Here is a 26072-nt window from a genome sequence, read left to right as displayed (position 1 = left end):
CTCAGGCGTTCTTTTCGGCGGCAGGCTTCTTGGCCGCGGGCTTTTTCGCCGCCGGCTTCTTCGCCGGGGCCTTCTTCTTGGCCGCCGCCGTCTTGGTCGCAGCTGCCTTGGTCGCGGTTGTCTTGGTCGCCGCCGCCTTCGCGGGCGCCTTCTTGGCCGCGACCTTGGGCTCGGCCGGCGCCTTGGCGGCCGCCTTGCGGGCCGGCGCCTTCTTGCCGCGGCCCTTCTGCGGCGGCAGCTCCTTGCCCTTCTCGGCCAGCAGCGCCACGGCCTCGTCGAGCGTCACCGCCTCCATCTCCACGCCGCGCGGCAGGTTCGCCACGCGGGTGCCGTGCATCAGATAGGGGCCGAAGCGGCCGCGCCGCACCTCGACGATGCCGCCCTTCGGGTGGTCGCCGATCGTGATCCCGCGCGGCTTGGCGCTCGCCATCAGGTCCACGGCGCGGTTGAGGCCGATGGTCAGCGGGTCGTCGTCGCGGTCCAGCGACTTGCTGAGCGCGCCCATCTTCAGATAGGGCCCGAAGCGGCCGAGATTGGAGGAGATCTCCTCGCCCGTCTCCGGATGCAGCCCCACCACGCGCGGCATGGAGAGAAGCACCAGCGCCGTCTCCAGCGTCATGGTCTCGGCGTCCATTCCGCGCGTCAGGCTGGCGCGCTTGGGCTTGGTCGGCTTGCCCTTGGCATCCGTCCCGCCCTCGCCGAGCTGGGCATAGATGCCATAGGGGCCGCGCCGCAGCGTGACTTCCAGGCCGGAGGCCGGGTCGGTGCCGAGCACGCGCACGCCATCGGCCAGCGCGCCGCCGCTCTCGCCCTCGGCGCCGGGCATCGCCAGCGGCCGGGTGAAGCGGCATTCGGGATAGGCCGAGCAGCCGATGAAGGCGCCCGTCCGGCCGAGCCGCAGCCCGAGCCGGCCCTTGCCGCAATTGGGGCAGAGGCGCGGGTCGCTGCCGTCATCGGCCTTGGGGAAGAAGTGGGGACCCAGCTCCTCATCGAGACGATCGATGACGTCGCTGATCTTGAGGTCCTTGGTCGCGTCGATCGCGTCGCGGAAATCGCGCCAGAACATCCGCATGACCTCGCGCCACTCCGCCCGGCCGCCCGAAATGTCGTCGAGCTGCTCCTCGAGGCCGGCGGTGAAGCCGGTGTCCACATAGCGTTCGAAGAAGGCGACGAGGAAGGCCGTCACCAGCCGCCCGCGGTCCTCCGGGGTGAATCGCCGCTTGTCGAGCTTCACATATTCGCGGTCCTGCAGGACCTGCAGCACGGAGGCATAGGTGGAGGGCCGCCCGATGCCGAGCTCCTCCATCTTCTTGACCAGCGAGGCCTCCGAGAAGCGCGGGGGCGGCTGGGTGAAGTGCTGCGCGGCCTCGACGCCCTGGCGCTTCAGCGGATCGCGCTCGCGCATGGGCGGCAGGATGCGGCTGTCCTCGTCGGCGTCGTCGGCGACGTCGTCCTGGTCCTCGCGATAGAGCTTCAGGAAGCCGTCGAAGGCGATGACGCTGCCCGTGGCGCGCAGCCTGGTCTTGCCCGAGGGCTCCACCAGCTCGACCGTGGTCTGGTCCAGCTCGGCCGACTGCATCTGGCTGGCCACCGCGCGCTTCCAGATCAGCTCGTAGAGCTTGCGCTGCTGGTCGGAGAGGTAGCGGGCCACCTTCTCCGGCGTGCGGGACACGTCGGTGGGGCGGATGGCCTCGTGGGCCTCCTGGGCGTTCTTGGCGCGGCTGGAATATTCGCGGGGCGCGCCGGGGACATAGTCCTCGCCGAACTCCGACTTGATGTGGCTGCGGATGTCGGCGATGGCCTCGCGCGCCATCTGCACGCCGTCCGTTCGCATGTAGCTGATGAGACCGACCGTCTCGCCGCCGATGGCCACGCCCTCATAGAGCCCCTGGGCCGTGCGCATCGTCAGCTGCGCGCCGAAGCCGAGCTTGCGGCTCGCCTCCTGCTGGAGGGTGCTGGTCTGGAAGGGGGCGGGCGGGTTGCGCTTGACGCGGCGCTTCTCGACCGAGCCGACGGAGAACTCCGCGGCCTCGACGGCGGCCTTGGCCGCCATGGCGAGCGCTTCGTTCGGCAGGTCGAACTGCTCGAGCTTGCGGCCCTCGTGATGGGTCAGCCGCGCCGTGAAGGGGGCGCCGGCGGGCGTCGTGAAGCGGCCGGCGACCGTCCAGTATTCCCGCGCCAGGAAGGCCTCGATCTCGGATTCGCGCTCGCAGATCAGCCGCAGCGCCACGCTCTGCACGCGCCCGGCGCTCTTGCTGCCGGGCAGCTTGCGCCAGAGCACGGGGGAGAGGGTGAAGCCCACCAGGTAGTCGAGCGCGCGACGGGCCAGATAGGCCTCGATCAGCGGCATATCGAGCTCACGCGGATGGGCGATGGCGTATTGCACCGCGCGCTTGGTGATCTCGTTGAAGGTGATGCGCTGGACTTCGATGCCCCTGAGCGCGCCGGATTTCTCCAGCATGTCCTTCACGTGCCAGGAAATCGCCTCGCCCTCGCGATCCGGATCGGTTGCGAGATAGAGGTTCGTCGCCCCGCGCAGCGCCTGGGTGATCGCCTTGACCTGCTTCTGGCCACGGTCGTCGGCCTCCCAATCCATGGCGAAGTCCTCGTCCGGGCGGACGGAGCCGTCCTTGGCGGGGAGGTCGCGTACATGGCCGAAAGAGGCGAGGACCTTGTAGTCGCCACCGAGATACTTCTCGATGGTCTTTGCCTTGGCGGGGCTTTCGACGACGACGATGTTCGTCACTTCAGCGTCCTTATGGGCCGACCTTCACCGCGAAAGGCGTGTGAAGGAGGCACAGAGTGTTGATTCTGCGGGGTAGTCAGGCCAGTGCCACCCGGTTGCCGGGCAGGGTCTCGATGCGCCCCGACAGCTCCAGTTCGAGGAGCAGGGCCGAGAGCATCGCGGCCGATAGCTGGCAGCGCCGACCCAACTCGTCAACCGCTATCGGTGTAGGACCAATCATTTCAACTACTTGTGCCGCCGCCCCCGAGGCGGGAGGGGGTTCGTGGACCGGTTCTTCCGGTAAATCGGCCAGCTCGGGCATCCGGAACAGGGGCATTTCGGCCGGCGCGGCGGGCAGATGGAGCAGGATATCCTCGACCGTCTCGGTCAGCCTCGCGCCGCGCCGGATCAGGTCGTTGGAGCCGCGCGAACGCGGGTCGAGCGGGTGGCCGGGGACGGCGAAGAGCTCGCGCCCGGCCTCGGCGGCCAGGCGGGCGGTGATGAGGGTGCCCGATTGCAGCGCCGCCTCGATGATCACGACGCCGAGCGACAGCCCGGCCACGATGCGGTTGCGGCGGGGGAAGTGGCGGGCCAGCGGCGCGGTGCCCAGCGGCGCCTCGCTCAGGACGAGGCCGCCTTCCTCGGCGATGCGGTCCTGCAGAACCGCATTCTCGCGCGGATAGGGCCGGTCCAGCCCGCCGGCGACGGCGGCGATGGTGACGCCCGAGCGCAGCGCGCCGGTATGCGCCGCCGTGTCGATGCCCCGGGCCAGGCCCGAGACGACGCAGACGTCGCGCACGGCCAGGGAATCCGCGAGGTCCTCGGCGAAGCGGCGGCCGGTGCCGCTGGCATTGCGCGCGCCCACCACGGCCACGCCGCGCCGGGCAAAGGCGGCGAGATCGCCCAGGGCGGCGAGGACCAGGGGGGCATCCTCCAGCAAGGCGAGCAGCGGGGGATAATCCTCTCCGTCGAGGAAGAGGAGATGCGCGCCCATCGCGGCCAGCCCGTCCATCTCGCGCAGCGCCGCGTCGCGCGGCCAGGCGCGGGGGCCGAGGGCCTCCAGCGCGGCCTCGGCGCTGCCGTGCCGCGCCAGGAGCCGGCGGTGCATGACATGGCCCACGCCCTCGGTCCGCGCGAGGCGCAGCCGGGCGAGGGCGTCCAAGCCCTACTTGCCTTCGCCGATGCGCGGCTCGGTGCCGGCGAGCAGGCGCTGGATGTTCCCCTTGTGCCGCCAGATCACATAGAGGCCGAGGATCAGCAGGCCCAGGGCCGCCGCCGGGGTCGCGAAGACCAGGGCCGCGAGGGGGGCCACAACGATGGCCGAGACGGAGCCGGCGGAGGACCGCTTCGTGATCTTCGCCATGATCAGCCAGGTCAGCCCCGAGGCGACGAAGATCGGCCAGGCGAGGCCCAGCGAAACGCCGAGCGCCGTCGCCATGCCCTTGCCGCCCTTGAAGCCGAGCCAGGGCGGGTAGCAATGGCCGAGCACCGCGGCGACGGCGGCCGCCGGCTCCCAGGCCGGGCCCGCGATCCAGCCGGCGAGCCAGACGGCCGCCGCGCCCTTGAGCATGTCGAGCAGGAGCGTCGCGGCGGCGAGCTTCTTGTTGCCCGTGCGCAGGACATTGGTCGCGCCGATATTGCCCGAGCCGATGCTGCGGACATCGCCGAGCCCGGCCGCGCGGGTCAGCAGCAGCCCGAAGGGAATCGAGCCCAGCAGCGCGGCCAGGACGATGGCGACCGCGCCGGTCATCAGGCGGAAAACACCCGGCGGCCGGCCTTGAAGGTGGCCATGACCTTGCCCTCCAGCGCCCTGCCGTCGAAGGGCGAATTCTGCGCCTTGCCGGGCAGCGCACCCGCCTTCACCTGCCATCCGCGATCGAGCCAGAAGAGGCAGAGATCGGCGGGCGCGCCCTCGGCCAGACGGCCGGATTCGAGGCCGAGCAGCTTGGCGGGCCGGCTGGTGAGCAGGGCCAAGGCGTCGAGGATCTTGAGGTCCTCGCCATGCACGCGGGCGAGGGTGATGCCGAGCAGGGTCGCGAGGCCTACGCCGCCGGCCTCGGCCTGGGCGAAGGGCAGGCGCTTGTCGTCGGCGTCGCGCGGCTGGTGGTCGGAGGCGATGGCGTCGATGGTGCCGTCGGTCAGGGCCGCGACCACGGCCTGCCGGTCCGCCTCGCGCCGCAGCGGGGGCGAGAGCTTGGCATAGGTGCGGTAGTCGCCGATCGCCGTCTCGTTCAGGTCGAAATAGGGCGGGGCGGTGTCGCAGGTGACGTTCAGGCCCTCGTCCTTGGCGGCGCGGATCAGCGTCAGCGCCGCGCCGGTGCTGACATGGCCGAAATGCACATGCCCGCCGGTGAGCCGGGCCAAGGCGATGTCGCGCGCGACCAGGATCTCCTCGGCGGCGGCGGGGATGCCGGGCAGGCCGAGCCTCGTCGCGAGCTCGCCCTCGGTGGCGGAGCCCTGGCCGGCGAGGCTCGGATCCTCGGGGTGCTGGACGATCATGGCGCCGAAGGTGCGCGCATAGGACAAGGCGAGGCGCATGGTGCGCGCATTGCCGATGGCGCGGCTGCCGTCGCTGAAGCCGACCGCGCCGGCCTCGCGCAGGAGGCCGAATTCGGAGAGGTCCTTGCCCTCGCAATGCTTGGTCGCGGCGGCATAGGGCAGGAGGGTCAGGCTGCCGGTGGCCTCGCCGCGGCGGATGACGAATTCGACCAGAGCGGGGTCGTCCAGCGCGGGCTGGGTGTCGGGCAGCATCGCCAGGGTGGTGATGCCGCCGGCGGCGGCGGCCAGCGCGGCGGAGGCGATGGTCTCACGATGCTCGCCGCCCGGCTCGCCGATGCTGGCGCGCATGTCCACCAGGCCGGGGCAGAGGCAGGTGCCGGCCGCGTCCAGTGTGTCGGCGCCCTCGGCGGGCGCGCCCTTGAGGCTGGCGATCCGCCCGTCCTGGAGGAGGACGGAGCCCATCGCGTCCAGCCCGGAGGCGGGGTCGAGCAGGCGGGCATTGGTGATGAGCAAGGGCTTCATGCGAGGCGCTTTTCCATGAAGACGCGAGAATGGCCAGCCTGCTCGGCGCGATGCGTCTCGGCATAGCCCAGCCGCGTGTAGATCGCGACGTTCTCGACCATCTTCTCGTTCGTATAAAGGTGGATGCGGGCATGGCCGCGGCGGCGTGCCTCGGCCTCGACGAAGTCCAGCAGGCGGCGGCCGATCCCCTTGCCGCGAAAGGCGGGGGCGATGGCGATATTGTCCAGCATGAGGCCCTCGGCGGTGTCCTCCAGGACGAGGACGCCGGCGGCGACGCCGTCCTGCTCCTCGATCCAGGCCTGGCCGGCGGCGATGCGGGCGGCGTAGTCGTCCGTCATGGGCGCGGGCTCGCGGTCGAGCCGTTCCATGTAATGGGCATAGGCGTCCCGCACGAGGGAGCGCAGCAGCGTGGCCTCCTCCGCGCGAGCGAGACGCGGCATCAGGCGTTGCGCCGCAGGTCGCGCGAGAGGATGTCGAGCACGGCCATGCGGCAGGCCACGCCCATCTCCACCTGCTCGCCGATCACGCTGCGCTCGGGATCGTCGGCGATGGCGCTGTCGATCTCGACGCCGCGATTCATCGGCCCCGGGTGCATCACGATGGAATCGGGCTTGGCATGGGCCAGCTTGGCGGCATCCAGGCCGTAGAAGCGGAAATACTCGCGCGAGGAGGGGACGAGCCCGCCGCTCATGCGCTCCTTCTGCAGGCGCAGCATCATGACGACGTCGGCCCCCGCGAGGCCCGAGCGCATGTCGTGATGCACCTCGACGCCGAGGCGGGCGCATTCGGCCGGGATCAGCGTCGGGGGGCCGACCACGCGGACCCGCGCGCCCATGGCCGAGAGCAAATGAATGTTGCTGCGCGCCACGCGCGAATGCAGCACGTCGCCGCAGATGGCGACGACCAAGCTCTCCAGCCGGCCCTTGCGGCGGCGGATGGTCAGCGCGTCGAGCAGGGCCTGGGTGGGGTGCTCGTGCATGCCGTCGCCGGCATTGATGACAGCCGCGTCCACCTTCTGGCTCAGCAGCGCGGGCGCGCCGGACTGGGAATGGCGGATCACCAGCAGGTCGGTGTGCATGGCGTTGAGCGTGGAGGCGGTGTCGAGCAGCGTCTCGCCCTTGTTCACGCTGCTGTTGGAGACCGACATGTTGATGACGTCGGCGCCCAGCCGCTTGCCGGCCAGCTCGAAGCTGGTGCGGGTGCGGGTGCTGTCCTCGAAGAAGAGGTTGATCAGCGTGCGGCCCCGCAGCAGGTCGCGCTGGGTTTTCCCCTGGCGGTTCAGCAGCGCGTAGCTCTCGGCGAGGTCCAGCATCGCGGAAATATGCGGCGGCTCCAGCCCCTCGATCGCGAGGAGATGGCCGCTGGGGAGGATGGGGTAGGAGAAGCCGCTCATTCCCGCCAAGCCATCGGTCCGGTGCCTTTCAATGCTGCCGGGCGTCAATAGCGCGGCAGGGTGGAATCCTCCAAGCGGGGGCGAGTCGCGTCCAGCGCCGCCTGCAGCGTATAGGCCGCCGCCGCCGCGTCCACATTCGCCGCCCGGCGCTTGCGGGTGAGGTCGCCCTCCTCGATCATCGCGCGGTTCACCGCCGCGCTGGAGAGCCGCTCGTCCCACATGGCGACGGGCAGGCCCGTGGCCTCGGAGAGCGCCAGGGCCCAGTCGGTCGCCGCCTGGGCGGCCGGGCCGCGAGTCCCGTCCATGGAGAGCGGCAGGCCCACCAGCAGCCCGCGGGCGTCCTCCTTGGCGCAGATGGCCGATATTTCCGCCGCATTGGCCTTGAGCTTGCCCCGCTTGATGGTGCCGTAGGGGCTGGCGAGCAGGAGGGTGACGTCGCTGAGCGCGACGCCGACGGTCTTGCTGCCGGGGTCCAGCCCCAGCACCCGCGCATGGCGGGGCAGGGCTGCGCGGAGATCGGCCATGTTGAAGAGTGCCATGCGCGGCCTTATGGTCCGGCCCCTTCAAGAACGGAAGCATATGTGATGTCGCTCGATGCCGCGACGGTGCGTCGTGTTGCCAACCTGGCCCGGCTGCGCCTCGACGAGACCGAAGTCGAAAAACTCCAGTCCGAACTCAACGGCATTCTGGGCTGGATCGAGCAATTGCAGGCGGTCGACACCGACGGGGTCGAACCCATGTCCGGCGGCTCGCCCATGGCCGTGGCGCTGCCCTGGCGGCAGGACGCCGTGACCGATGGCGGCCAGGCCGACGCCGTCCTCCGCAACGCGCCCGATCGCGAGGGCGAATATTTCGGCGTGCCGAAGGTGATCGAATAATGCGTCCCACGGATTACACCATCGCGGAGGGCCTGCGCGCCCTCGACAAGCGCGAGATCAGCTCGGTCGAGCTCACCGGGGCCTATGTGAAGGCCATTGAGGCGCATAACCCGCGCCTCAACGCCTACATCACGGTCACGGCCGAGAAGGCGATGGAGGCCGCGCGCGCCTCCGACGACCGCCGCGCGAAGGGGCAGGTCGGGGCCTTGGAGGGCATCCCCCTCGGCATCAAGGACCTCTTCTGCACGGAGGGCACGCGCACCACGGCCGCCAGCAGGATCCTCGGCGATTTCGTGCCGCCCTATGAGAGCACCGTCAGCAGCAAGCTCAAGGCCGACGGCGCCGTCTTCCTGGGCAAGTTGAACCTGGACGAGTTCGCCATGGGCTCGGCCAATACCACGAGCGCCTTCGGCCCCGTGGAGAACCCCTGGTCGCGCGCCAATGACCCCACCAAACGGCTGGTTCCGGGCGGTTCGTCCGGCGGCTCGGCCGCGGCGGTGGCCGCGCGCCTCGCCATGGGCGCGACCGCGACCGACACGGGCGGCTCCATCCGCCAGCCGGCGGCCTTCTGCGGCGTGACCGGCATCAAGCCGACCTATGGGCGGTGCTCGCGCTGGGGCGTCGTCGCCTTCGCCAGCTCGCTCGACCAGGCGGGACCGATCGCGCGCAATGTCGAGGACAGCGCGATCCTGCTGCGCAGCATGTCCGGCTTCGACCCGAAGGACAGCACCAGCGCCAACCTGCCGGTGCCCGACTTCGCCGCCGCCTGCACGCGTTCGGTGAAGGGCATGCGGATCGGCGTGCCGGCCGAATACACCATGCCGGGCCTGGCGCCCGAGATCGAGGCGCTGTGGCAGCAGGGCCTCGCCTGGCTGAAGGATGCCGGCGCGGAGATCGTGCCGATCAGCCTGCCGCACACCAAATACGCGCTGCCGACCTATTACGTGGTGGCGCCGGCCGAGGCCTCCTCCAACCTCGCGCGCTATGACGGCGTGCGCTTCGGCGCGCGCACGGTCGAGCGCGATTCCGACCTGCGCGACCTCTACGAGCGCACCCGCGCCGCGGGCTTCGGCGCCGAGGTGCGCCGGCGCATCATGATCGGCACCTATGTGCTGAGCGCGGGCTATTACGACGCCTATTACCTGAAGGCGCAGAAGGTCCGCGCCCTCATCGCGCGCGACTTCGCCGAGGCCTGGGGGAAGGTGGACGCCATCGTCACCCCGGCCACGCCGAGCTCGGCTTTCCCGATGGACGAGCGCCAGGACGATCCGGTGACGATGTACCTCAACGACGTCTTCACCGTGACGGCCAATCTCGCCGGCCTTCCGGGCCTCGCCGTGCCGGCCGGGCTGGACGCGCAGGGGCTGCCGCTCGGCCTGCAGGTCATCGGCAAGGCCTTCGACGAGGAGACGGTCTTCGCCGTCGGCGCCGCGCTCGAACGCGCGGCGAATTTCACCGCCAAGCCGCAGGTGATGGCATGAGCTACACGCTGGATGGGGATACCGGTCCCTGGGAAGTCGTCGTGGGCCTCGAGGTTCACGCGCAGGTGCTGTCGGAATCCAAACTCTTCTCGGGCGCGGCAACGGCCTTCGGCGCCGAGCCGAACAGCCAGGTCAGCTTCGTGGATGCGGGCTTCCCCGGCATGCTGCCCGTCATCAACGGCGAGTGCGTGGCCCAGGCCGTGCGCACGGGCCTCGGCCTCAACGCGCAGGTGAATCTCTGGTCGCGCTTCGACCGGAAGAACTACTTCTACGCCGACCTGCCGCAGGGCTATCAGATCAGCCAGTTCGCGCATCCCATCATCGGGACGGGCGTGATCGAGATCACGCTCGGCGACGGCAGCACCAAGCAGATCGGCATCACGCGGCTGCATCTGGAGCAGGATGCGGGCAAGTCGCAGCACGACCAGCACCCCAGCAAGTCGTTCATCGACCTCAACCGCTCCGGCGTGGCGCTCATGGAGATCGTGAGCGAGCCCGATATGCGCAGCCCCGAGGAGGCCGGCGCCTATCTCACCAAGCTGCGGCAGATCGTGCGCTACCTCGGCACCTGCGACGGCAACATGGACGAGGGCTCCATGCGCGCCGACGTGAACGTCTCGGTGCGCAAGGCGGGCGAGGAATTCCGCACGCGCTGCGAGATCAAGAACGTGAACTCCGTGCGCTTCGTCATGCAGGCCGTCGAGGCCGAGGCGCGGCGGCAGATCGAGGTCTGGGAATCCGGCGGCAAGGTCGACCAGGAGACCCGGCTCTTCGACACGGCGCGCGGCACCACGCGCTCCATGCGCTCGAAGGAGGACGCGCATGACTATCGCTACTTCCCCGACCCGGACCTGCCCCCGCTGGTGCTGGAGCAGGCCTGGGTGGACGAGCTCAAGGCGAAGCTGCCCGAGCTGCCGGATGCGCGGCGCGCGCGCTACGTGGCGCTCGGCCTCTCGCCCTATGACGCGCATGTGCTGACGATCGAGAAGGAGACCGCGGCCTTCTTCGAGATCGTGGCCAAGGGGCGCGACGCCAAGGTCGCCGCCAATTGGGTGACGGGCGACTACTTCGCCGCGCTCAACCGCCTCAAGCGCGAGGTGGCGGACAGCCCGGTGAGTGCGGAGAACCTCGGCGGGCTGCTGGACCTGATCGCCGACGGCACGCTGTCGGGCAAGCTGGCCAAGGACGTCTTCGAGGCGATGCTGGAGGCAGACGAGCCGCCGGCGGAGATCGTCGAGAAGCGCGGCCTGCGCCAGGTGACGGATACGGGCGCGATTGAGGCTGCGGTGGACGCGGTGCTGGCGGCCAATGCCGACAAGATCGCGCAGTACCAGGCCGGCAAGGTGGGCCTCTTCGGCTTCTTCGTGGGGCAGACCATGAAGGCCATGTCCGGGAAGGGAAATCCGGCCCTGGTCAACGACCTGCTGAAGCAGAAGCTGGGCTGAGACGCGAAAGGGCCGGTCGCGCGCGACCGGCCCCCTGGCGATCCCTCAGCTGACGGAGGGGGCTTCGTCTTCCTCGTCCTCGTCCTCGTCGTCGAAGTCCAGGACGTCGGCGTCGCGGACGACGGCGAGGCAGGCGGCATAGGTCTCCAGATACCAGTCGCGGTCGCCCTCCGTGTCCTTGCCCTCGGCCACGGCGATCATGCGCAGCAGGGCCAGCGCCACGGCGGCATCGCTGTCGCCCTCGATCTCGATCTTCACATCAGACATGCTCTGGCCCTCCGGCTGGTGACGCGGCGCATCAGACGCCACGACCGGCGACAGGATGATCGCCGGATCATGACAATTCAACGCGAGATCCGGTCGATCAGCCGACTGTTGTGGCGTTCCGTCATGCCGGGGATGAGCAGGGCGTCGATCAGCCACCAGATGACGATGACGCCCAGCCCCACATAGCCGATCAGGATCAGCGTCAGCAGCATCGAGACGCCGAAGAGGGCCAGCATGAGCAGGCCCGATACCCAGCGGCCGAGATACATCCGGTGCACGCCGCCATAGCCCAGGAAGAACCAGAGCAGATAGGCGGCAACGACCGAGCGGCTGGCCGCGTCGTAGCGCATACGGGCGACCAGGTCGTCGAAGGGGCGGGTGGGCGTCTGCATCAGCGGATATCCTTCTGCGCGGTCGGAGCGCGGCTCTGCGGCTCGCCGGCCGGTGCATGGATGTTCGACCGCAGGGCGGCGGTCAACCGTGGGAGGGATCAGGGCTTGATCCGCACCATCGAGGAGACCACGCCCTCCCGCTGCATCATGGCGTATTTCCACTTCTGCCGCAGGCTGTTGAAGGTGGCGATGGGCATGCGCGCGTTGCGGAAGGGGCCGATCGCGGCCGAGCCCTCCGGGTCGTGGTAGATGACCTGGTTGCCGCTGTTCTCCGCCCCGATGATCACCGAGGCATGGCCATAGGTCGCGCCATTCGCCTTGCTCGTCTTCATCCAATAGAAAAAGATCGGGCCGGCCTTGCGCAGCAGCGTCTCGAGGCCGGCGACGGTGAAGTCCTGCGCGGTCTCGCAGCCCGGGACCGCCGCGAGATGTTCTCGCTTGGCCAGGGCCTCGTGTTCGCTGGTGAAGCCCTTCGCGGCGAGCGCCTTGCGCGCCTGGGTCTGGAAGGCGCCGTTGGAGCCGGTCGCGCTATGCCCGCCCGCTCCGTAGAATTCGGGTACCCCCAGCCGCGGCCCGGCCTCGAAATGATAGGCCAGCATCATGGCGCTGCAATACCAGCAGCCCGTGGGATCGTTCATCCCAGGTCCGAAATTGAGCTGCGAGACATAGGGAACATCGAGGTAAACGCTCATGCCATCCGCCCCACCCATGATTTGGAATGGGTGTAGCGGGGCTGCAGTAAGCGAAGCAATAAAACTTGTGTGACGGGGGCGGATACTGTTGCCCCGGCTGCGCCGTCATCGCAGCGGCCGGCTTTCCGGCCGGGGGTTTCCAGCCATAAGGTGATGCAAGCACCTGTCCCGGAAAAGGCCACGCCCATGACGATCGAACTGCACAGCTGGAATACGCCCAACGGCCGCAAGATCAGCGTGGCGCTGGAGGAGATGGGCCTGCCCTATACGGTGAAGACCGTGAATATCGGCAAGGACGAGCAGTTCGAGCCCTCCTTCCTGGCCTTCTCGCCCAACAACCGCATCCCCGCGATCAAGGATCCGGACGGGCCGGGCGGCCAGATGATCACCGTCTTCGAGAGCGGGGCGATTCTCTATTATCTCGCCGAGAAGACGGGGAAGTTCATGCCCAAGGATCTGCGCGGCCGTGTGGAGGTGATGGAATGGCTGATGTGGCAGATGGGCGGCTTCGGCCCCATGCCCGGCCAGGTGCACCACTTCCTGATGCAGCCAGAAGGGCCGGCGCGCGACTACGGCTTCAGCCGCTACCACAAGGAGACGAAGCGGCTCTACGGCGTGCTGGACCGCCGCCTGGCCGGCCGCGACTTCGTGGCGACCGCCGGCGAGCCGAGCATCGCCGATTTCGCGATTCTCGGCTGGGCCTGGCGGCACGAGCGGCATGAGGTCCCCTTCGACGACCTGCCGAATGTGGGCGCCTGGTACGCCCGGATGATGGCGCGCCCGGCGACGGCGCGGGGTTTCGAAGTGGCCCTCAGCTGAGAATCGGAGGGCGTCGTTTGACGGCGCCCGACCGTCCATGTATCAACCGCCTTGCATACGTCGTGTGAACTTCAAACCCTGAGGAGGGGTGGCCGAGTGGCCGAAGGCGGCGGTTTGCTAAATCGTTATACCCCTTAAAAGGTATCGTGGGTTCGAATCCCATCCCCTCCTCCAGTTCCCTTTCCCAGCTAGTCCCAGACCACCCCAAAACCCTTGATCTGCCGCCATTTTCTGGGCGATAGGGTTCTCGGGGCTTCCCACGTAATCCCGCCGCTGCCCGGTCATTCACCGGATACGATTCCGGGTATCGGTTCGGCGGCACCCGGGTATCGGGGAATGATCGGGGTGCTCACAGACAAGGCCATCAACACGGTCCGGAACATGGAGGCGCGTGGAGCGGAGGAAATTACGAGTAGCGCAGTGACGGTTCGGAAGGTGCAGCTCGCACTCGAGGCAGCCGGCGTCGAGTTCTTGAACCATGGCCAGCTAGGCGTCAGGCTGAGACCTAGCAGCTAACGAGGACCGCTCATGCCCAAAATGACAACTTGCGAGATCCGACAGGGCGGCGGGTGGCGAGTTTTCACTATCGAGGAAGCACTGGACGACCGAAACGGCGATAGGCGTTGCGCGGAATGTCATGGCCGGGTTCGCGCTCACAAGGAGGGCACAACCGGGCAAGGTGCGCATTTCGAGCACACGCGCGCCAATGTCGCTTGCAGCCTCAGCTCTTCGTGGGATGGGAAGAGCCGGCGACAACACAGTACACCGTTATCGTAGGTAGCGCGCCCACGTCATCTTCGTCGCAGAGAATGGTGAGGCGCCGGGGGTAGTATTGAGTTAATGAGACGGTGAAGGCCTAGTCACGCTGGTTCGGCATCTCAATTCAATCGACATCCCCGTGGAGAATCGCATGCCTCGTAGAATATCTACAATAGATTTTATCTTGCCGGCTTTGGTCATGTTGCCAGTTTTAATCATACAAGAAGTCATTCCTCTGGGTTTACTGACAGTATTAATAATGTGGATAACAGGAAAAATCACTGGATCCATAATTAATTGGAATTTAATGATTCATATAATTTCTATTGTTTTACTTGGGTATTATTTTCTAAATACGTTTATCAGAACAAGGCATGTATCTGCTAAGAAGTATAGTTTATTCCTCGTAAAGGCTGCCACAAAAAGGCCAAATCTTAGGCATCCAATTGTGAATGACGATGACATTAACGATACACCGTCAATCCGAGTCAGTAAAAAGATGGCTAGAAGTAAAATACAACTACAGTCGGCCGCTATTTCAGGATTGATTGTCTGGTCTGTGACTTTTTTTGTTTGGTTATATTCGGCAAGATCGTTGTGGCCGCAGAATTTCAGTTGTTTAGATTGTTCGACATTCATGTTTGGCCTGAAATCAATAATGGTTGGATCGATTAAAGATAGTTTGGAGGCTATCGGCATCGATATGTCGGGTATGAAATCAAATTCACGTTACGTCACTATGATTTCATTTATTGCGAATTTAATGTTTGCGACATTATTAATATCTAATATCAAAAAGTACCTTAGTTTGCGCAAACGATACAGGTACGTTCTGCGGCAATACGCGTTGACTTCGTAGCGGCGGCTCAGCCAGCCGGGGGAAAGGATGGCTAGGGTGCTATGACAGGCAAGCTCGCGACGCCTTTCGTCAACTCCCGCTGCGCGCTTCGAGCATGACACATGCCGCTTCCTGGGGCCTACTGCCGAAAATCGGGAGACGACAAGATGCGCAAGACCCTCCTCGCCGCGCCCCTAGCGCTGGTGGCCTGCGCTCAGCCGCCCGAGACTATCGCGGCCAGCTATGTTCCCGAAGTGACCTTCTACACCCTCTCCTGCCAGGACATCGGCAATGAGCAGCGCCGGGTGGACGTGGCGCTCGTGACCGCGTCGGCACAGCAGCAGCAAGCGCGCAGCAACGACATCGCGGGCGTCATCTTCCTCGGGTTGCCGATGGGCTCCATGTCCGGCCAGAACGTCGCGCCGCAAATCGCGCAGCTCCGCGGAACGCGAGAGGCCTTGGACCGTGCTGCCGTACGGGCCCGGTGCGGTGTGGTACCGTCGGCATAGTCGCGCTACATTTGCCAAGCCCTGGCCTCCACCTGGGCTTGGCGTTCCTTGCGCATCGGGCTTCGGTAGCGCGGGGGAATACAAGGAGTGGTCCTGCCCGATCGGACCATCGAGGGTGCCCTCCCTCGGCCAGAGCAATTCGCGGATTGGGGGCGCATTGTGGGGCGCGCACCTATTTTCATATAATAGATGAATTATTCCAGACAGTTACATGGTATGTAAGTCGGACATCTCCTCCTCCAGTTCCCCTTCCCAGACCACTCCAAACCCTTGATCTGCCGCCGTTTTCCACGAGAGAAGGTTCTCGCCGGAACGCTGATGCGTCAGAACGGCGGCATCGTCATTTGTGCAGGGCCAACAGCGGCGCGTCCTCAATCGGAAGGGCCGCCCCCCGCCCGTGCGGCGCGGTAACGGCTTCGTCCATCATGTCCTGCCACATCCAGAGAATCCCGATTGCGCTGAGGAGCACCGTTCCGAGATGGGCGCTCTTGGCCGCCAGGCAGGCTGCGCCGGCAACGGCCAGGACCGCGCTCCATACCATTGGGTTGGTTTTGACGCTTCGGAGACCCGCTCCGAGAAAGCCGTTGATGGTCGAAAAAGGACCTGAGGCGGTTGAATTATTCATTTTTATTGATCCCTTGTCCGATTTTTTAATCTATCGGATTGCCCTTAATTGGGATTAATATTTTAATATTCAAGGGATTGCAGAAATAATACCCGTAAATTTCCTTGCGCAAAAAGAATATATTTATATTGTTTCGAAATCGAAATTCATGGATATTCGTCGCCCAAAGCGACAGTGGCGGATCACCACGAAGCCGTCACCGAGGGATCCGTTCAGCCCCCGGCGCGCGCTCTTTCGCCTGGGCCGCCGGGCCCAGGCTGAAACGACGCCAGTCCATCAGACCGGAAGACCGACCTAATTCTTCTGCACGTTCCAGAACACCGGCACCGGGCCCTTCAGCAGCCCCGTGATGTTCCGCCGGAAGGCCGCCGGCGGCATATACTGGCCGAGCGGGATGAAGGGCACCGTCTCGAAGGACCGCTGCTGGATCGCGCGGTCCAGGCGCTGCTGCTCGGCCTCGTCGGTGCTGTCCATCCAGGCGTCGCGCATCGCCTCCACCTGAGGATCCTCGGGCCAGCCGAACCAGGCGGCCTGGCCGTTGCCGCGCAGGTTAGTGGCGTTGATGGGATCGCGATATTCCGCCGCCGGGAAGCCCGAGGGGAAGAGCGACCATCCGCCCTTGTCCAGCGGCTCGCGGCTGGCGCGGCGCTGCACTACCGTGCCCCAGTCCATCGACTGCTCGTCGATGTTGAAGCCCACCTCCCGCAGGCTGGCCGCCACCACGCTGGTGACCGCGTGGTAGAAGCTCTGGTCGGTCGGGTGCATCAGCACGACCCGCTCCCCCGCATAGCCGGTGGCGGCGAGCATGCGCTTCGCCTCGGTCAGGCTGGGCCGGTTGAGCACCGCCTCCATGCCGGCGTCGTTCGCCGAGGGCGTGCCGGGCAGGAAATAGCCGACCGGCGCGCGAAACAGCGAGCGGTCCTCGCCCATCGCGGCCGTCATGCAGGCCACCTGGTCGATCGCCGCCATCATCACCCGGCGGATCGCGGGGTTGGCGGTGGGTCCCTGCAAGCTGTTGGGCCGCATCGCGCCGAAGGTGCCGTAGCTGTCCAGCACCTCCACGGTCACGCCGCGGGCGCGGCGCAGCAGCGGCAGCAAGTCGGGCAGCGGCTGGTCGATCCAGTCGACCTCGCCGTTGATCAGCGCGCTGCTCGCGGTCGCGGGGTCGGGAATGAAGCGCCACTCGACGCGGTCGACCATCACGCGATAGCCGCCGGCGCAGAAGCTCGCGGGCTCGTCGCGCGGCTTGTAGCGGTCGAATTTCGCGAAGACCGCGCGGCTGCCGGGCACGTATTCGTCGGCCACCCAGCGGAAGGGGCCGCTGCCGATGAATTCCGGCACCTGCCGATAGGGATCGGTCAGGGCCAGCCGCTCGGGCATGATGACCGGCGTGGGCTGCGTCCGCGCCAGGGCGTAAGGCAGGGAGGCGAAGGGCTTGCTGAGGCGGAAGATCAGCGTGCGGTCGTCGGGCGCCTCCAGCGCGTCGAGCCGCGCCTCGATGGTCTGGCCGACCAGATCGCGCTTCATCCAGCGACGGATGGAGGCGACGCAGTCGCGCGCGCGCACCGGTTCGCCGTCATGGAAGATCAGCCCCTCGCGCAGCCGCATGGTCCAGCGCTTGCCGCCGTCCTCGACCCGATGGCCTTCGACCATCTGCGGTTGGGGGGTGAGCCGCTCGTCGCGGCCGTAGAGCGTCTCCCACAGCATGGCGCCGGCGTTGCGCGTGACGACGGCCGTGGTCCAGACCGGGTCGAGCGTGGCCATGCTGGCCTGCGGCACGTGGATCAGGGTTTTGGGCTCGGCACTCAGGGCGGGGGCGGCAAGACGGCCGCTGGCCGCCACGGCCGCGACTGCTCCCAGGAGCAATGGACGACGTTGCATTCGCATTTCCTCGCAGCGCCCTCATTAACGGCTGGGGCATTGATCGAAGGAGCCTAGCACGCAGCGTCGTCGGACAAAGCTTTTTGGCGCGGCGCGGCGCGCCGCCGGCAAAGCGCTAGATGGTATTGGCGCCGGCGGGCTGCTGCTTGCGGGGCGGCGGCTCGGGCGCAGGTGCGGGCCGTGGCGTGGGGTTGGTGTCAGGCCCGAAGGGTTGCGCGGGAACCGGGGCCGAGAAGGGCTGCGTGGGCACGGGAGCCGGTGGCGCGAAGGGCTGCGTCGCCGTTCCCGTGATGTCGCGCATGCACTGGGTAAAGGTCGAAAGGATGGCGTTTGTGCCCGTCAGGCTGATGTCCCAGGGTGCCTCGCTGCCGGAAGGGAAGCGCAGCACCATCCGGCTTCCGAGCCGGAACTGCTCGATGAAGCGCAGCATGGCATTCCCCGCGACGGTCCAGGAGATCCCGTTGCTCATCGTGTCGACATTGCCGGCCGTGGCCGTCCAGGCGGAGTTGGAGTCGACCTGGAGGGCGATCGGAATCTGGGCGCTGCGCGGGATGTTCCAGCTGGTCCGGAAGGCCTGGACCATCAGGAAGCGGTCGCCTCGCGCCCATTTGATGTAGAAGGAGCGGCCCGTATGGGTGTTGTTGATGGCGACGACGCACATCGGGACACCCGTCCCGGAACTGACGGTGCGTAGCGCGGTCCAATAGCCATAGCGCGCGAGGACGACCTGCTGAGCCTCGGCGATGGGCGCGAAAAAGACGGCGCATGCGACAGACGCGCCCATGGTCCAGATCCTCACGGCAGCTCCACCCCTGATCGGACGTGAAACCTAGGCAAGAATCCCAGCGAGGGCGATGGTCCCCTGGCCTTGGTGCTACCTGGGGAAATCCCTTAGTCGGGACCGAGCGTCCGGGCGGGCACGATCAGCGGCGCGGGCGCACATTCCCCGCCAGGAACTTCTGCACGTAAAGCTGCCGCGCACGTTCCATATGCGTCACGGACAGATGCTCCAGCGCCGCGCGGTCGCTCGCGCCCAGGGCCTGGACCATGGCCTCGTGCTCCTCGCAGGCCTGCGCCAGCGCGCCCGGGTCGGCGGCGCCATAGGCGCGCGCGGGAAAGCTCAGCCAATCGTGCAGGCGGATGGATTCCGCGAGATAGGGATTGTCGCAGAGCCCGAAGATCGCGCGGTGGAAGGCCATGTTCTCGCGGTGGATGCGGATCAGGTCGCCGCTGCGCGCCGCCGCAGCATGCGCCTTCATGGCCGCCGTCACCTCGGCCAGGCGCGCGCGCGGAACAGGGAAGGGCGTGGCCAGGGCGGCGGCGCGGTGCAGCACGATGCGCATGGCATAGAGGTCGTCCAGCTCGGCCGCGGTGAAGAGCGGCAGCTCCGCGCCGCGATGGCGCGGTTTGGTCACGACGCCCAGGCGCTGCAGCTCCGCCAGGGCGGCGCGGACCACATGGCGCTTGGCGTCGTAATCCTCCATCAGATGGTCCTCGATCAGCCGCGTGCGCGGTAGGATCCGGCCGCGGATGATGTCGGTCTCGAGGGCGGCGATCACGGCCGCCACCTGGTCGGGCAGTTCGACGTCGCGTCCGATGCGGGACGGGGCCTTGGCGGCGGGGGCGGATTCCATATGATTATCAATAATCATATCGCCGCGATTGGCAACATCGACCCACTTTCCAGCCCGTCCCGATACGCGCAAACCCCTCCCGCCAGCATAAACCAGGGGAACGCCGCATGGACGCGCTACCGCCCTCCCTCACGGGAGAAGAACTGATCAGCACCGATCCCGCCACCGGCGAGATCGTAGGCCGCGTGCGCGTGACCACGCCGGGCGAGCTCGACGCGATGGTCGCGCGCGGCTGGCAGGCCTTCCACAATTCGGGCTGGAAAGCGCTGCTGCCGCATCGCCGCGCGCTCGTGCTGCAGGCCATCGCCGACGGCATCGCCGCCGAGAAGGAGGCGCTCGCCACCCTGCAGATGCGCGACAACGGCAAGCCGCTCGCCGAATGCCGCGGCATGGTGGAGAGCGCCATCGGCACCTTCCGCTACTATGCCGGTGTCTGCGAGACGATCGAGACGGATGTGACGCCGCAGCGCGGCGAATACGTCTCCTTCACCGTGCTGGAGCCCTTCGGCGTCGTGGCCTGCATCACGCCGTGGAACTCGCCCATCATGAACGACGCGACCAAGGTCGCGCCCGCGCTGGCGGCGGGCAATGCCGTGCTGCTCAAGCCCTCCGAGGATTCGCCGCTGCTCGCGCCCGAGCTCGCGCGCATCGCGCTGAAGGCGGGCCTGCCCGAGGGCATGCTGCAGGTCGTGCAGGGCCGCGGCGCGGAGATCGGCGCGGCGCTGGTGGCGCATCCTGACGTGCGCATGGTCAGCTTCACCGGCGGCACCGCCACGGGCCGCGCCATCGGGCGCACCTGCGGCGACAAGCTGATCCCCGTCGCGCTGGAACTCGGCGGCAAGTCCCCGCATGTGGTCTTCGCCGATGCGGATCTGGACCATGCGGTCTCCGCCGTGGTGGCCGGCATCTTCGGCTCGGCCGGGCAGTCCTGCGTGGCGGGTTCGCGCGTGATGATCGAGGAGAGCATCTACGACGCGGTGCTCGCCCGCATCGTCGAGCGCGCCAAGGCGCTGCGCGTCGCCGCGCCCGACGCCAAGGGCGTGGAGATGGGGCCGCTCGCCTCCTTCCACCACCGCGAGCGCGTCGTCGCCTTCGTGGACCGCGCGCGGGCCGAGGGTGGCCGCATCCTGTGTGGCGGCGAGGCACCGAAGGGCGGCGATTACGACAAGGGCGCCTATTACCTGCCCACGGTGATCGACGGCCTCGCGAACGAATCCCTGACCTGCCAGGAGGAGGCCTTCGGCCCCGTCCTCGTCGCGATCCCCTTCAAGGACGAGGCGGACCTGATCGCCCAGGCCAATGGCACGGCCTTCGGCCTGGCCTGCGGCATCTGGACCGAGAGCTTCAAGAAGGGCTGGCGCGTCGGGCGCGCCCTTGAGGCCGGCTCCGTCTGGATCAATACTTATAAACAATCCGTCACCACCACGCCTTTCGGTGGATTCAAGAACAGCGGGATCGGTCGCGAGAAAGGCATCGACGGCCTCCGGCTCTATGCACAGGTGAAAAGCATGTATTTCGGTCTGCACGAACAGCCCATGTCGGTGGCGCGCTAACATGGCGAAGAAAGAATCCGCTGCCGTCCCCGTGAAGGGCAGCAAGCTCATGGTCATCGGTGGGGCGAGCCTCGTCGGCTCCGCCACCGTGGACGAGATGCTGGCGCGCGGCGCGGCCGAAGTCATCATCTTCGACAACCTCTCCTTCGGCGGCCAGCCGAACATCGCGCATCTCGAGGGCAACCCGAAGGTGAAGGTCGTCCAGGGCGACATCCTGAAGCTGCACCAGCTGCTGAAGGCCACCGAGGGCGTGGACGGCATCGTCCACCTCGCCGCCTTCATGACGCTCAACTTCGACCGCGATCCCTGGGGCGGCATCGACGTCAACGTGCGCGGCGTCCAGAACGTGCTCGAGGCCTGCCGCGCCAACAAGGTGAAGAAGCTGATCTTCTCCTCCTCCAACGCGGTCTATGGCTACGGCCCGGGCGTGAAGGGCGATCTGATCGAGGGCGTTCCCTTCCACACCGAGGGCGCGCCCCCGGCCGCCATCCTCTATGGCGCCTCCAAGATCATGGGCGAGCAGCTCTGCCGCGACGCCTTCCGCAAGCACGGGCAGGACTACGTGGTGCTGCGCTTCTCGACCGTTTATGGCGAGCGGCAGCACTACCGCGCGGCCAATGCGCTCTACATCGTGGAGACGCATGACGCGATCAAGCGCGGCGAGCGCCCGAAGGTCATCGGCGACGGCAGCGAGACGAAGCACTTCGTCTATGTGGGCGACCTCGCGCGCGCCTGCTGCATGGCGCTGGAATCCACGAGCACCGACGTCGCCGTGAACACCTCGGGCCCCGAGCCGGTGACGACGCTGCAGCTGGTCACGCTGGTGGCCGAGCTCGCGGGCCGTCCGGACCTGAAGGCCGAGCTGGTCGAGCCCGATCCCACCAAGGTTCGCCTCACCTCGGGCGGCGCCTTCGAGATCGTGCACAAGGCCGCGAAGGACGCCATCGGCTGGGAGCCGAAGGTGACCATGCGCGAGGGCCTGGGCCGGCTGCTCGCCTGGCGCGATGCGGAAGCCAAGCGCAACGCCGTCGACTGAGAGACTTCGATGCCGGGCGGCTCGCCGCCCGGCACACCGCGCCCGCCGGCACTGCAAGGACGGGCAATTATCCCATGAGGAAACTGACATGAAGATCGCACGTCGCGGGCTCGGCCTCCTGGCCGCAGCCCCCCTGCTGCCCGTCGCCGCCCAGGCCCAGCCCGCCTTTCCGACGCGCCCCGTGCGGATGGTCGTGCCCTATCCGCCGGGCGGCGCCACCGACGTGATCGCCCGCATGATCGCCGAGAAGCTCTCCGCGCAATGGGGCCAGCCCGTGGTGATCGAGAACCGCGCCGGCGCCGGCACGACCATCGGCGCGGAGGTCGTCGCCCGTTCCGAGCCGGATGGCTACACGCTCTACGAGACGACCAGCGCGCATACGATCAGCAAGAGCCTCTATCGCAACCTCTCCTACGATCCGATCCGCGACTTCACGGCGATCACGCTGACGGCGATCATCCCGCTCGTCCTCGTCGTGGCCAAGCGCGTGCCCGCGACCGACCTCGCGAGCTTCGTCGCCTGGGGGAAGGCGCAGCCGCACGGCGTCACCTTCGGCACGACCGGCAATGGCACGGCGCAGCACCTGACCGCCGCGCTGTTCAAGCTGAAGGCCGGCGTGAATGCCGAGTTCGTGCCCTATCGCGGCGACGCGCCGCTCAACACCGACGTGCTGGCCGGGCTGGTGGACGCCTCCTTCTCCACGCTCTCGGCCGTGCTGCCCTACATCAAGAGCGGCGACATGAAGGCCATCGGGCTCGCGCACAACCGCCGCATGGACGCGATCGCCGACGTGCCGACCTTCGCCGAATCCGGCATGGCCGATTTCGAGGCCGCCACCTGGTTCGGCACCTTCGCGCCGGCCGGCATGACCAACGCGCTGCGCGAGAAGATCGCGCGCGACATCAGCGCCATCGTGGCCGAGCCCGCCTTCACCCAGCGGCTCGTCGAGATGGGTAGCGACGTCACCAACTTACCGCCGGCGCGCTTCGACCAGTTCATCGCCGCCGAGACGGCGCGATGGGCCGAGGCCGTGCGCGTCTCCGGCGCCACCGTGAACTGAGGACCGTCCGCATGACCGACACCGAACTTCTCGCGCGCTGCGGCGTCATCCCCGTCAGCACCTGGTGCGATGCGCTGGACCAGCTGCATGTGGAGGGCCTCGTGAAGGGGATTCCGATGCAGTCGGGCGCGGGCCGCATCTGCGGCTTCGCCACCACCGCGCGGCAGGTCCCCGGCCGTCTGCACGAGTTCGAGAAGGCGGAATTCGCCGTCGGGCGTCTGGTCGATGCGGCGCTGCCGGGCCGTGTGCTGATGGTGGATGTCGGCGGCCAGCCGATCTCCACCATGGGCGGCCTCGCGGCGACGGGGGCCAAGACCCAGGGCGTCGAGGGCGTGGTGATCGACGGCGCCTGCCGCGACGTGGACGAGATCCGCGCGGTCGGGCTCTGGCTCGCCAGCCGCCATGTCGCGCCCACGACGGGCAAGGGGCGGCTGAAGCTGCTGCCGATCGGCGTGCCGGTGATCATCGGCGGCGTGACGGTCGAGCAGGACGACCTCGTCGTCGGCGACGAGACGGGCATCATCGTCGTGCCGCGCAAGGTGCTGGAGGACGCGCTGCCGCGCGCGGAAAAGCTGCTGGCCGCCGACCAGGCCGTGGAAGAGCGGATGAAGGCGGGCATGACCTTCTCCGCCGCCGGCGCCGCCTCCGGCTATCTGCCGCCCGAGAAGGCGTGAGCATGACGGCCTCCCTGGTTCTGCAGCTCGCGCCGATCGGCCCGCTGGCCGACCGGCTGCTGCGCGAGGAGCTCGGCGCCGTCGCGCTCTGGGAGCAGGAGGCGGGCTGGCTCGCGCAGAACGGCGCGCGGGTGGGGCTGCTCGCCACCAGCGTTCGTCGCGGCTGCGATGCGGCCATGATCGAGGCTTTGCCGCAGTTGCGCGCCATCTCCAGCTGGGGCGTGGGCCATGACACGCTGGACGTGGAGGCGGCGCATGCGCGCGGCATCGCGGTGGCGAACACGCCCGACGTTCTCGATGACTGCGTGGCCGATCTCGCCTGGGGGCTGCTGATCGCGGCGGCCCGGCGCATCCCCGCCGGGGACCGCTACGTGCGGGCCGGCGAATGGACGACGCTCGGCGGTTTCCCGCTCACCACGCGCGTCTCGGGCAAGCGGCTGGGCATCCTGGGGCTGGGGCGGATCGGCAATGCCATCGCCCGGCGCGGCCAGGGCTTCGACATGCAGATCCGCTACAACGGGCGCTCGCCCAAGGACGTGGCCTATGGCTTCGAACCCTCGCTGACGGCGCTGGCGGCGTGGAGCGACTTCCTCGTCGTCGCCTGCGGCGGCGGGCCGCAGACGCACCACCTGGTCTCGGCCGAGGTGCTGGCGGCGCTGGGTCCGCGCGGCATCCTGGTGAACATCGGGCGCGGCTCGGTGGTGGACCAGGAGGCGCTGATCGCGGCGCTGGACTCCGGCGCGCTCGGCGGGGCGGGTCTCGACGTGCTGCAGGGCGAGCCGGGCGCGCCCGCAGCGCTGAGCCGGCACGACCAGGTGGTCATCTCCCCGCATGTCGGCAGCGCCACCATCGAGACGCGCGAGGCGATGGAGCAGCTGACCGTGGACAACCTCCACGCCTTCCTGCGCGACGGCCGCATGCTGACGCCGATCCCACCCATCCACTGACACTGATCCCCTTCGAGGTCACTGCATCATGAATATTCTCCTCCCTCGCCGTTCCGCGCTCATGGCCATGGCCGCCACCGGCCTCGCTTCCCCCGCACTGGCGCAGCCCCGCCGCTATCCCGACCGGCCGATCGAGCTGATCGTCGGCTTCTCGGCCGGCGGCGGCACCGACGTGACCGCGCGCACCTTCGCCCGCTTCCTGGAGAAGGAGCTCGGCGGCTCGGTCGTGGTGAACAACCGGCCGGGCGCTTCGGGCGAGATCGCACTCTCCGCCGTGGCGCGGGGCGCGGCCGGACGGACATATGCTGGGCATCACCAACATGCCGGGCCTGGTCAGCCTGCCGATCGAGCGGCGGACGCCGCAGTTCGGCCTCGACGACTTCGAATACGTGGCGAACCTGGTCTCCGATCCCTCGGCCTTCAGCGTGCCCTCCGCCAGCCCGATCCGCGACTTCGCCGATCTGATCGCCCGCGCGCGGCAGGCGCCGGAGACGATCAGCTTCGGCTCGACCGGCGTCGGCACGGACGAGCACCTCGCGCTCGTCATGTTCCAGGCGGCGGCGGGCGTGCGGCTGATCCACGTGCCCTTCCCCGGCGCCGGGCCCATGAGGACGGCGGTGCTCGGCAATCAGGTGCAGGTCTCGGGGCTGAACGTGGGCGAGGTGGCGGCCTCGCCGTCCGGCGTGCGGATGCTCGTGCAGGGCGGCGCGACGCGCTCGCCCTTCGCGCCGGACGTGACCACCTTCAAGGAGGCAGGGCTGGACGTGACCATGAGCTCCGAGCGCGGGATCGTGGTGGCCAAGGGCACGCCGGCCGATGTGGTGGCGCGGTTGCGCGAGGCGACGGCCAAGGTCGCCGCCGACCCGGCCTTCCACGAGCAGTGCCGCGTACAGTTCACCGAGATGGATTACCTCGACGGACCGGCCTGGCGCGAAAGGCTCGCCCAGGCCGACCAGCGCCTGCGCGAGATGTGGCAGCGCCAGCCCTGGTCCGAGGGGTAACTCCCTCTCAGGGCTGCCCGGCGGCCTGGATGTCGATGCAGTGGCGCAGGACTTCCGCGCCCGAGACGTTCCAGGTCGTGATGCCGCCCACCATCATCACCTGGGTCAGGCCCTCCGCCAGCTCGGGCAGGGTCAGGCCCAGTTTCATCGCGGCGGCGGCGTGGTTCCGCGCCCCGGTGGTCTGCCCCGCGAGAACGTCCAGCAGGGCGAAGATCAGCTCTTTCGTCTTGAGATCCAGCGCGCCGCCATCCGCCCGGTCGCGCATGACGAAGGATCGCGTCAGGCCATAGCCGGCGAAGGCGCCGGGCGCGTGCTCTGCCATCAGCGCGAAGTTGGGCGGGAGCCGGCCGAAGGTCGACATGAAGCTGGCGACGCCCTGCTGGATCGCTTCTTCGGTGATGTCGGTCATGCTGCGGCTCCGAGTCCTGTGGGGCGTCAGGAT

25 protein-coding genes, 1 tRNA gene and 1 pseudogene are annotated in these 26072 nt (G+C 67.8%); 12 read left to right on the top strand and 15 right to left on the bottom strand.

The window, feature by feature from the left end; translation table 11 throughout:
- Position 1: 1 nt before the first annotated feature.
- The 7 genes from topA to ruvX form a co-directional block, all read right to left on the bottom strand.
- Positions 2-2746 (bottom strand): type I DNA topoisomerase, encoded by a 2745-nt coding sequence (gene topA, locus ACO057_RS01040; RefSeq protein WP_421988491.1) that lies wholly within the window; start codon positions 2744-2746, stop codon positions 2-4.
- 76 nt (positions 2747-2822) lie between these two features.
- Positions 2823-3887 (bottom strand): DNA-processing protein DprA, encoded by a 1065-nt coding sequence (gene dprA / locus ACO057_RS01035; RefSeq protein ID WP_421988490.1) that lies wholly within the window; start codon positions 3885-3887, stop codon positions 2823-2825.
- Positions 3888-3890: 3 nt separating this feature from the next.
- Positions 3891-4475 carry a glycerol-3-phosphate 1-O-acyltransferase PlsY gene (gene plsY / locus ACO057_RS01030; protein WP_421988489.1) on the bottom strand — a complete coding sequence of 195 codons (585 nt, stop codon included), beginning with the start codon at positions 4473-4475 and terminating at the stop codon, positions 3891-3893.
- Positions 4475-5746 (bottom strand): dihydroorotase, encoded by a 1272-nt coding sequence (gene pyrC, locus ACO057_RS01025; protein WP_421988488.1) that lies wholly within the window; start codon positions 5744-5746, stop codon positions 4475-4477. The genes plsY and pyrC overlap by 1 nt, the downstream gene beginning before the upstream one ends.
- Positions 5743-6186, bottom strand: a complete 444-nt coding sequence (locus ACO057_RS01020) for a GNAT family N-acetyltransferase (protein ID WP_421988487.1) — start codon at positions 6184-6186, stop codon at positions 5743-5745. Before ACO057_RS01020 ends, pyrC begins: the two co-directional genes overlap by 4 nt.
- A complete protein-coding gene (locus tag ACO057_RS01015; protein WP_421988486.1) occupies positions 6186-7139 on the bottom strand; it encodes an aspartate carbamoyltransferase catalytic subunit in 954 nt (317 codons plus the stop codon). The genes ACO057_RS01020 and ACO057_RS01015 overlap by 1 nt, the downstream gene beginning before the upstream one ends.
- 44 nt (positions 7140-7183) lie before the next feature.
- On the bottom strand, positions 7184-7678 hold the full coding sequence (gene ruvX, locus ACO057_RS01010) for a Holliday junction resolvase RuvX (RefSeq protein WP_421988485.1): 495 nt from the start codon (positions 7676-7678) through the stop codon (positions 7184-7186).
- Between the two features lie 45 nt (positions 7679-7723).
- Here ruvX and gatC point away from each other — a divergent pair, with 45 nt between their 5' ends.
- Genes gatC through gatB form a run of 3 tightly spaced genes read left to right on the top strand, consistent with a single transcriptional unit; the run spans position 7724 to position 10943 of the window.
- Positions 7724-8017: an Asp-tRNA(Asn)/Glu-tRNA(Gln) amidotransferase subunit GatC gene (gene gatC / locus ACO057_RS01005; protein WP_421988484.1), complete on the top strand. Its 294-nt coding sequence runs from the start codon at positions 7724-7726 to the stop codon at positions 8015-8017.
- Positions 8017-9498: an Asp-tRNA(Asn)/Glu-tRNA(Gln) amidotransferase subunit GatA gene (gatA, locus tag ACO057_RS01000; RefSeq protein WP_421988483.1), complete on the top strand. Its 1482-nt coding sequence runs from the start codon at positions 8017-8019 to the stop codon at positions 9496-9498. The genes gatC and gatA overlap by 1 nt, the downstream gene beginning before the upstream one ends.
- A complete protein-coding gene (gene gatB, locus ACO057_RS00995) occupies positions 9495-10943 on the top strand; it encodes an Asp-tRNA(Asn)/Glu-tRNA(Gln) amidotransferase subunit GatB (protein WP_421988482.1) in 1449 nt (482 codons plus the stop codon). Before gatA ends, gatB begins: the two co-directional genes overlap by 4 nt.
- Positions 10944-10988: 45 nt before the next feature.
- Here the strand turns inward: gatB and ACO057_RS00990 are convergent, their stop codons facing one another.
- The 3 genes from ACO057_RS00990 to ACO057_RS00980 all read right to left on the bottom strand — a co-directional run bounded on the left by ACO057_RS00990 (position 10989) and on the right by ACO057_RS00980 (position 12294).
- On the bottom strand, positions 10989-11210 hold the full coding sequence (locus tag ACO057_RS00990; RefSeq protein ID WP_421988481.1) for a hypothetical protein: 222 nt from the start codon (positions 11208-11210) through the stop codon (positions 10989-10991).
- Positions 11211-11287: 77 nt separating this feature from the next.
- On the bottom strand, positions 11288-11602 hold the full coding sequence (locus ACO057_RS00985) for a TM2 domain-containing protein (RefSeq protein ID WP_421988480.1): 315 nt from the start codon (positions 11600-11602) through the stop codon (positions 11288-11290).
- Positions 11603-11700: 98 nt separating this feature from the next.
- Positions 11701-12294 carry a papain-like cysteine protease family protein gene (locus ACO057_RS00980; RefSeq protein ID WP_421988479.1) on the bottom strand — a complete coding sequence of 198 codons (594 nt, stop codon included), beginning with the start codon at positions 12292-12294 and terminating at the stop codon, positions 11701-11703.
- 153 nt (positions 12295-12447) lie between these two features.
- Here ACO057_RS00980 and ACO057_RS00975 point away from each other — a divergent pair, with 153 nt between their 5' ends.
- From ACO057_RS00975 to ACO057_RS00965, 3 genes are all read left to right on the top strand, one after another.
- Positions 12448-13113, top strand: a complete 666-nt coding sequence (locus ACO057_RS00975) for a glutathione S-transferase family protein (protein WP_421988478.1) — start codon at positions 12448-12450, stop codon at positions 13111-13113.
- A gap of 82 nt (positions 13114-13195) precedes the next feature.
- A tRNA-Ser gene (locus ACO057_RS00970) sits at positions 13196-13287 on the top strand.
- Positions 13288-14877: 1590 nt separating this feature from the next.
- Positions 14878-15219: a hypothetical protein gene (locus ACO057_RS00965; protein WP_421988477.1), complete on the top strand. Its 342-nt coding sequence runs from the start codon at positions 14878-14880 to the stop codon at positions 15217-15219.
- A gap of 340 nt (positions 15220-15559) precedes the next feature.
- Here ACO057_RS00965 and ACO057_RS00960 read toward each other — a convergent pair whose 3' ends face one another.
- From ACO057_RS00960 to ACO057_RS00945, 4 genes are all read right to left on the bottom strand, one after another.
- Positions 15560-15844, bottom strand: coding sequence for a hypothetical protein (locus ACO057_RS00960; RefSeq protein ID WP_421988476.1), 285 nt, complete (start codon positions 15842-15844; stop codon positions 15560-15562).
- Positions 15845-16138: 294 nt separating this feature from the next.
- Complete coding sequence (locus tag ACO057_RS00955) at positions 16139-17725, bottom strand: ABC transporter substrate-binding protein (RefSeq protein ID WP_421988475.1); 1587 nt, start codon at positions 17723-17725, stop codon at positions 16139-16141.
- A gap of 115 nt (positions 17726-17840) precedes the next feature.
- Positions 17841-18509 (bottom strand): hypothetical protein, encoded by a 669-nt coding sequence (locus ACO057_RS00950; protein ID WP_421988474.1) that lies wholly within the window; start codon positions 18507-18509, stop codon positions 17841-17843.
- Positions 18510-18648: 139 nt separating this feature from the next.
- On the bottom strand, positions 18649-19359 hold the full coding sequence (locus ACO057_RS00945; RefSeq protein WP_421988473.1) for a GntR family transcriptional regulator: 711 nt from the start codon (positions 19357-19359) through the stop codon (positions 18649-18651).
- 107 nt (positions 19360-19466) lie between these two features.
- Here ACO057_RS00945 and ACO057_RS00940 point away from each other — a divergent pair, with 107 nt between their 5' ends.
- From ACO057_RS00940 to ACO057_RS00915, 6 genes and pseudogenes are all read left to right on the top strand, one after another.
- Positions 19467-20912, top strand: coding sequence for an aldehyde dehydrogenase (locus ACO057_RS00940; RefSeq protein WP_421988472.1), 1446 nt, complete (start codon positions 19467-19469; stop codon positions 20910-20912).
- 1 nt (position 20913) lies between these two features.
- Positions 20914-21948, top strand: a complete 1035-nt coding sequence (locus tag ACO057_RS00935) for an NAD-dependent epimerase/dehydratase family protein (protein WP_421988471.1) — start codon at positions 20914-20916, stop codon at positions 21946-21948.
- An 88-nt stretch (positions 21949-22036) separates the two neighbouring features.
- On the top strand, positions 22037-23008 hold the full coding sequence (locus ACO057_RS00930; RefSeq protein WP_421988470.1) for a Bug family tripartite tricarboxylate transporter substrate binding protein: 972 nt from the start codon (positions 22037-22039) through the stop codon (positions 23006-23008).
- 11 nt (positions 23009-23019) lie between these two features.
- Positions 23020-23682: an RraA family protein gene (locus tag ACO057_RS00925; RefSeq protein WP_421988469.1), complete on the top strand. Its 663-nt coding sequence runs from the start codon at positions 23020-23022 to the stop codon at positions 23680-23682.
- 2 nt (positions 23683-23684) lie between these two features.
- Positions 23685-24629: a 2-hydroxyacid dehydrogenase gene (locus ACO057_RS00920; protein WP_421988468.1), complete on the top strand. Its 945-nt coding sequence runs from the start codon at positions 23685-23687 to the stop codon at positions 24627-24629.
- A gap of 296 nt (positions 24630-24925) precedes the next feature.
- Positions 24926-25630 (top strand): annotated as a pseudogene (locus ACO057_RS00915) (tripartite tricarboxylate transporter substrate binding protein); the annotation flags it as partial.
- Positions 25631-25637: 7 nt separating this feature from the next.
- Here the strand turns inward: ACO057_RS00915 and ACO057_RS00910 are convergent.
- Positions 25638-26039 carry a carboxymuconolactone decarboxylase family protein gene (locus tag ACO057_RS00910; RefSeq protein ID WP_421988467.1) on the bottom strand — a complete coding sequence of 134 codons (402 nt, stop codon included), beginning with the start codon at positions 26037-26039 and terminating at the stop codon, positions 25638-25640.
- Positions 26040-26072 lie beyond the last annotated feature (33 nt).

Origin of the sequence: Roseococcus sp. (assembly GCF_965227005.1) — a bacterium.
Lineage (GTDB): Bacteria > Pseudomonadota > Alphaproteobacteria > Acetobacterales > Acetobacteraceae > Roseococcus.
Note: the sequence above shows the minus strand (reverse complement) of the source record. Positions and strands in the feature narration are given on the sequence as shown.